At 41.2% G+C, this 6,853-nt stretch carries 5 protein-coding genes; 4 read left to right on the top strand and 1 reads right to left on the bottom strand.

The genetic code is table 11. From position 1 onward, the window contains the following. The 4 genes from IR083_RS16020 to IR083_RS16005 form a co-directional block, all read left to right on the top strand. Positions 1-848 (top strand): glycoside hydrolase family 92 protein (locus IR083_RS16020; RefSeq protein ID WP_194225081.1); only part of this gene is annotated, 848 nt, incomplete at its 5' end. A 6-nt stretch (positions 849-854) separates the two neighbouring features. Further along, positions 855-2,354 carry a glycoside hydrolase family 125 protein gene (locus IR083_RS16015; protein ID WP_194225080.1) on the top strand — a complete coding sequence of 500 codons (1,500 nt, stop codon included), beginning with the start codon at positions 855-857 and terminating at the stop codon, positions 2,352-2,354. A 134-nt stretch (positions 2,355-2,488) separates the two neighbouring features. Further along, positions 2,489-3,826: a dihydroorotase gene (locus tag IR083_RS16010; protein WP_194225079.1), complete on the top strand. Its 1,338-nt coding sequence runs from the start codon at positions 2,489-2,491 to the stop codon at positions 3,824-3,826. 91 nt (positions 3,827-3,917) lie between these two features. Next, the gene (locus IR083_RS16005) at positions 3,918-4,967 is read left to right on the top strand and encodes a linear amide C-N hydrolase (protein ID WP_006800816.1); all 1,050 of its coding nucleotides are present in this window, start codon (positions 3,918-3,920) and stop codon (positions 4,965-4,967) included. Positions 4,968-5,013: 46 nt separating this feature from the next. Here the strand turns inward: IR083_RS16005 and IR083_RS16000 are convergent, their stop codons facing one another. Beyond that, positions 5,014-6,612, bottom strand: coding sequence for a sulfatase (locus tag IR083_RS16000; protein ID WP_006800817.1), 1,599 nt, complete (start codon positions 6,610-6,612; stop codon positions 5,014-5,016). Positions 6,613-6,853: the final 241 nt, after the last annotated feature.

Below are 6,853 nucleotides of genomic sequence, written 5' to 3'. Positions count from 1 at the left end.
CCAAAGAAATAGACATCTATGCCAAACGCGCGATGAACTACAAGAACCTGTTTGACCCCGAACATAAGCTGATGCGCGGTAAGAACCAGGACGGCACGTTCCAGTCCCCGTTCAACCCGTTGAAATGGGGGGATGCCTTTACCGAAGGCAACAGCTGGCACTATACCTGGTCGGTATTCCACGACCCCCAGGGCCTGATAGACCTGATGGGGGGCAAGGCAGGTTTCAACCGGATGATGGACTCCGTATTCAGCGTACCACCGTTATTCGACGATAGCTATTACGGGGGAGTAATACACGAGATACGCGAAATGCAGATAATGAACATGGGCAACTATGCGCACGGCAACCAGCCGATACAGCATATGATCTACATGTACAACTATTCTGCCGAACCATGGAAAGCCCAGTACTGGGTACGTGAGGTGATGGACAAACTCTATACCCCTAACCCTGACGGTTATTGCGGGGATGAGGACAACGGGCAGACTTCGGCCTGGTATGTATTCTCGGCGGTAGGCTTCTATCCTGTATGTCCGGGCTCTGATGAGTATATCTTAGGCTCACCGTTGTTCAAGAAAGTGACACTCAACCTGGAGAACGGCAATAAAGTGGTTATCGATGCAGCAAACAACAATAAGGCCAACAGGTATGTACAGTCAATGACCGTAGACGGGCAGGTACATACCAAAAACTACCTGAGTCATGACCAACTGCTGAAAGGGACTACCATTAACTACCGGATGGCTCCGGCTCCGAATCAGAGCAGAGGGGTCAACGATAATGACCTGCCTTATTCTTTCTCTAAGGAACTCAATAGTATAAATAACAAGAATAAGAAAAAATAAAAACATATGGACAATAAGACTTATTTGAAAAAAGGAATATTGAGCCTCTGTGTTTTAAGCTCGGCATTCTTTGTTAGTGAAGTGAAGGCATCCACGTCTTTGCAGGAAAGTAATCTGACTTTGGTACAGGATAATACGGTGATTAAAAGTCCGGTAAATTATAAAAGTAATCGTCCTGAGAAATCGAAACGTTTATTTACATCCAAAGCTGTAGAAAATGAAATAGTACGCGTTAAAAAGCTATTGAAAAATGCTAAGCTGGCCTGGATGTTCGAGAATTGTTTCCCAAACACACTGGATACAACAGTCCGTTACCGCAAGACAGATGGCAAAGATGATACTGTAGTGTATACAGGAGATATTCACGCTATGTGGTTGCGTGACTCGGGAGCACAGGTTTGGCCATATGTGCAACTGGCAAATCAAGACCCTGAATTGAAAGCTATGCTGGCAGGTACAATTCGTCGCCAGTTCAAATGTATTATCATCGACCCGTATGCAAATGCGTTCCTTGATCCGTACGATCCTAATCCGGATCATCAATGGATGTCCGACTTAACGAATATGAAGCCGGAACTGCATGAACGCAAATGGGAAATAGATTCACTATGTTATCCGCTGCGTCTGGCATATCATTATTGGAAAACCACAGGGGATACTTCTGTATTTGACGAGGAATGGTTACAGGCAATCACTTTGATATTGCAGACCTTCAAGGAACAACAGCGTAAAGATGGTGTAGGTCCTTATAAATTCCAACGTAAGACAGAACGTCAGTTGGATACTCTGAACAATGACGGATATGGTAATCCTGTAAATCCTGTGGGGTTGATCGTTTCATGTTTCCGTCCGTCTGATGATGCTACTACTTTCCAGTTTCTGGTACCTTCCAATTTCTTTGCTGTTACCTCGTTAAGGAAAGCTGCGGAGATACTGGGTACTGTAAATAAGGAAACAGAACTGGCTAAAGAGTGTACAGACCTTGCTCAGGAAGTGGAAAGTGCATTGAAAAAGTATGCGGTTTATAATCATCCTAAGTATGGACAAATATATGCTTTCGAAGTAGATGGCTTTGGCAATCAGTATCTGATGGATGATTCCAATGCTCCAAGCCTGTTATCGTCCGCTTATCTGGGAGATGTGGATGTAAATGATCCTATTTATCAGAATACACGCAAGTTTGTGTGGAGTGAAGATAATCCTTATTTCTTTAGGGGGAGTGCCGGAGAAGGTATTGGCGGGCCTCATATTGGTTACGATATGGTTTGGCCGATGAGTATCATGATGAAAGCATTTACAAGTCACGACGATAAAGAAATTCAGGCGTGTGTGAAAATGCTTATAGATACGGATGCGGATACCGGATTTATGCACGAATCTTTCCATAAGGATGATCCGAAGAACTTTACCCGTTCATGGTTTGCATGGCAGAATACGCTGTTTGGCGAACTAATACTTAAACTGGTAAATGAAGGTAAAACTGATTTACTGAATGATATAAAATAAATATATCTATAATCTTTTATGAAAATCGTACAACTTTTGAAGTTGTACGATTTTTTTTGTCAAGAAATTCTTAATTTTTCATTCTTCATTATTTTCATGTTACCTTTGCATCAAACCATTTATTTTTTTTGATCATGATACTCATTCATAAAGCAACAATCATAAACGAAGGAACATCTTTCACCGGTTCGGTATTGATAGAAAACAATGTTATTGCAGAAATATTCAGGACGGAAGATATTCCCGACCGGTTACTGAACAATGCAACGGTTATCGACGGCAGGGAATTATGGCTGATGCCCGGAGTGATAGATGATCAGGTGCATTTTCGTGAACCGGGATTGACTCATAAGGGAGACATTGCCAGTGAAAGCCGTGCCGCTATTGCAGGAGGAGTTACATCTTTTATGGAAATGCCCAATACTAAGCCACAGACTACAACAATTGAACTTCTTGAGCAGAAATTTGAATTGGCTGCCGAAAAGTCATTCGCCAACTATTCTTTCTATATGGGTGCCACAAATGATAATATTGCAGAGCTGAGAAAGGTGGATCCGAAAAAAGTATGTGGTGTAAAAGTATTTATGGGCTCTTCGACAGGGAATATGCTTGTGGATGACAAAATGGTCTTGCAATCCATATTTGCTGAAGTGGATATGCTCATTGCCACACATTGCGAAAAGGAAGAAATAATACGGGAAAATCTGGCCAAATATAAATCCGAGTTCGGAGAAGATATACCGATTCAGTATCACCCGCTTATCCGTAGTGCCGAAGCCTGCTATCGTTCGTCTGCCGAGGCTGTCGAGCTGGCAGATAAGTACCAGACCCGTTTGCATATTTTGCACCTTTCCACCGAGAAAGAGATAAGTTTATTCGACATTAAGCCTCTTGCCGAAAAGAAAATCACAGGGGAGGTCTGTGTACATCATCTTTGGTTCTCAGATGAAGATTACTCTAAATACGGATCACGTATAAAATGGAATCCTGCCGTTAAAACCAGACAGGACAGGGGCGCTCTGATGCAGGGGCTTCTGAAGAATAAACTGGATGTAATCGCTACCGATCATGCCCCCCACCTGCTCGACGAAAAGCAGGGAGGTGCATTGAAGGCTGCATCGGGAGGTCCTTTGGTTCAGCACTCGTTGCAAATGATGCTTGAGTTGGCCAAGAAGGGAAAAATAACGAAAGAACAGGTGGTAAATAAAATGTGTCATGCACCTGCCATTATGTACAAGATAGAGAAAAGAGGTTATATCCGTAAAGGATACTTTGCCGATCTGGTATTGGTGAATCCGAATAAACCCTATACCGTTACTCAGGACAATATTCTGTATAAATGCAAATGGGCACCACTAGAAGGTGAAACATTCTCCACCTCGGTAGAGAAAACATTCCTGAACGGAAAAATCGCCTTTGAAAATGGTGTGGTTTATGATATGAGAGGTGAAAGATTGCGCTTCGAAAGATAGATCCAGAGGCTTTTATTTCCTGAAATTATAAACTTTTAATCATCAGAGATTGTTTTCATATAAAATATAAACAATTCAGATTAAAAGATTTATGAAAAGAACTATTACAAAAATCACTTTATTACTAGCAGTTTTGCTACTTGCGCAATCCAGCGCAATAGAGGCCTGTACCAGAATCGTCTATCACGGGCTCAACAATACAGTACTGACAGCAAGGACTATGGACTGGAAAGAAGACAGCAGGAGTAACCTGTGGATATTTCCCAGAGGCATGGAACGAAACGGAGAAGTAGGCAGCAATCCTTTGAAGTGGAAGTCGAAGTACGGAAGTGTGATCACTTCCGCTTACGACATCTCCAGTACAGACGGTATGAACGAAAAAGGCCTTGTAGCCAATTTGCTCTGGCTGGCCGAGTCCGCATACCCGGAATGGGATCAGAAGAAACCGGGATTGTCGATAGCTGCATGGGTGCAATATATGCTTGATAATTTTGCTACTGTAAGCGAAGCTGTTACTTATATGGAAAAAGGAACTTTCGAAGTGGTTTCGGATATGATGCCCGACGGTTCCAGAATGGCTACCCTTCACTTATCATTGTCAGACTCCGACGGAGATAGTGCCATTTTCGAATATATAAACGGGAAACTGGTGATACACCATGATAAATCTTATCAGGTGATGACAAACTCGCCTGTATTCGATCAGCAGCTAGCATTGAATGAATACTGGAAAGGTATTGGCGGGTTGACTTTTCTTCCCGGAACTAACCGTGCTGCCGACAGGTTTGTCAGAGCTTCTTATTACATAAATGTAATCCCGAAAGTAGATGATACAAGACTGGCTGTAGCCAGTGTATTCAGCGTTATACGCAACACTTCGGTCCCTTTTGGGATAAGTACGCCTAATGAACCGAATATTTCATCTACGAGATGGAGAACAGTATCAGACCAAAAGAATAAAGTTTATTATTTCGAGTCTGCTTTATATCCGAATATTTTCTGGGTAGATTTCAAAGATGTCGATTTCTCCGAAAAAGCACCTGTAAAGACGCTGGATCTGGTAGGAGGTAAAACTTATGCAGGGAATACAGCCAATCTGTTTGTAACATCCGAACCTTTTAAGTTTCAGGGAATAAAGTAATACATTTTCATCATCGTAAAAATATGGAGAAAGTTTAAACAGGTTCTTAGAATTCGTCTACTTTAAGCTTCTTTCTGTAATTATCTAAAGTAGCCTGTAATTCCATGCTTATTTTTTCATATCCTTTTTTACCATAGAGATTATCCAGCTCATTCGGATCATTCTTAAGATCGAATAATTCGTTGCAATTGATATTCTCATCATTTTTGGTTTCGCCTTTACCATAAAAATGGATGAGTTTATATCTGTCTGTTCTGACACCATCGTGACGGCGGACATTGTGGATTGCCGGATAATCGTAATAGTGGTAGTATAAATCTTTTCTCCAATCTTTAGGTGTTTCTCCGCTAAACAAAGATTCAAGAGATACACCGCTCATCTCGGCAGGTTTCTCTATTCCTGCTAAAGACAGGTATGTAGGTGCAAAATCTATATTCTGAACCAGAGCATCAGTCTTTGTGCCTGCTTCAATAGCTTTGGGATAACGTATGATAAGCGGAGTTCTGAATGATTCCTCATACATGAAACGTTTGTCAAACCATCCATGTTCTCCCATATAGAAACCTTGATCCGAGGTATAGACGATAATGGTATTATCCATCAACCCTTCTTTTTCAAGGTAGTCTATCAGGCGTCCGACTTCATCGTCAATCGATTTTATGCAGCGAAGATAATCTTTCATATAACGCTGATATTTCCAGTTAAGCAGGTCGTCTCCGGATAGGTTACTGTCGATAAATTCCATATTTTTGGGATGGTAGGCATTTTCCCAGGCTTCGCGTTGTGCAGGAGTCATTTGATTCATCGCTTGTTGTAGGCCACCGTTATTCCACTCTTTATTATATGGGGTAGTATTTCTCAATTCATTCAGCTTAAGGTCATAAATGAATGTCATTGTCTTGTCGATTGTCATATCCTGGGTCTTAGCCGCAGAACAGCGAGTTTCGTAATCATCATAGAATGTTTCGGGCTTTGGAAACTCTACATCTTCATACAGATTATAATACTTGGCTTCCGGCATCCAGTTTCTGTGTGGAGCTTTATGATGCACTAAAAGGGCAAAAGGCTTGTTTTTATCTCTGTTCTCTATAAATTCTATGGAATGGGTAGTAATAAGGTTGGTTGCATAACCCTCTTCGCGCACATATTTACCTTGAGACTCCTTCGTCTTGAAACTTGGATTGTAATAATCTCCCTGATCGTTCAATACACAATAATAATTAAATCCTTTAGGTTCGCATTGCATATGCCATTTTCCGACAACTCCGGTTTGATAGCCTGCTTGAGTTAATAATTCGGAAAAGAAGATCTTGGTCGTATCAATACCTGCTCCCAATTGGCGTTGTCCGTTCTGATGACTGTATAGACCAGTCATAAGGCATGCCCGACTGGGGGTTGACAGCGAATTCTCCACAAAGGCTTGCCGGAATAGCATTCCTTCATTTGCCAGACGGTCTATATTGGGAGTAGTAGCTATTTTCGATAGCGGATGCCCATATGCGCTGATTGTCTGGAACGAATGATCGTCTGTCATTATATGTATAATATTGGGACGGGATGTATTTTGTTCCTTTTGTCCATAGCCATATGGATTGAGTATTGATACAGGTATAATTACCAGACTGATCCTCTTTAAATTTGTCATGGAATATCAAGGGTGTAGGTTAATACACTAAAATTAATAAGAAAAAATTGAATAATGAAACAAATATTAGGATTCCGGCCAAAACAAACAAGTGAAACACCGAATACATATATCAGGTTTTTTAAATGAATAAATATATAGCTCCGATCACATCCTCTTTCCGGATATTGTTTATCAGCCTTCTTATAGCTTTATATATAGCGACTTAGATTGTTTTAAACAACTTTTAGAACAGGATGTA

Source organism: Dysgonomonas sp. GY75, assembly GCF_015234155.1.
GTDB lineage: Bacteria > Bacteroidota > Bacteroidia > Bacteroidales > Dysgonomonadaceae > Dysgonomonas > Dysgonomonas gadei.
The sequence above is the reverse complement of the archived record's forward strand: the minus strand, read 5'-3'. Positions and strand labels throughout refer to the sequence as shown.

Excerpts from the sequence above, each read along its gene's own strand:
- IR083_RS16015 (WP_194225080.1), top strand. The coding sequence starts at position 855 with ATGGACAATAAGACTTATTTGAAAAAAGGAATATTGAGCCTCTGTGTT.
- IR083_RS16010 (WP_194225079.1), top strand. The coding sequence starts at position 2,489 with ATGATACTCATTCATAAAGCAACAATCATAAACGAAGGAACATCTTTC.
- IR083_RS16005 (WP_006800816.1), top strand. The coding sequence starts at position 3,918 with ATGAAAAGAACTATTACAAAAATCACTTTATTACTAGCAGTTTTGCTA.
- IR083_RS16000 (WP_006800817.1), bottom strand. The coding sequence starts at position 6,612 with ATGACAAATTTAAAGAGGATCAGTCTGGTAATTATACCTGTATCAATA.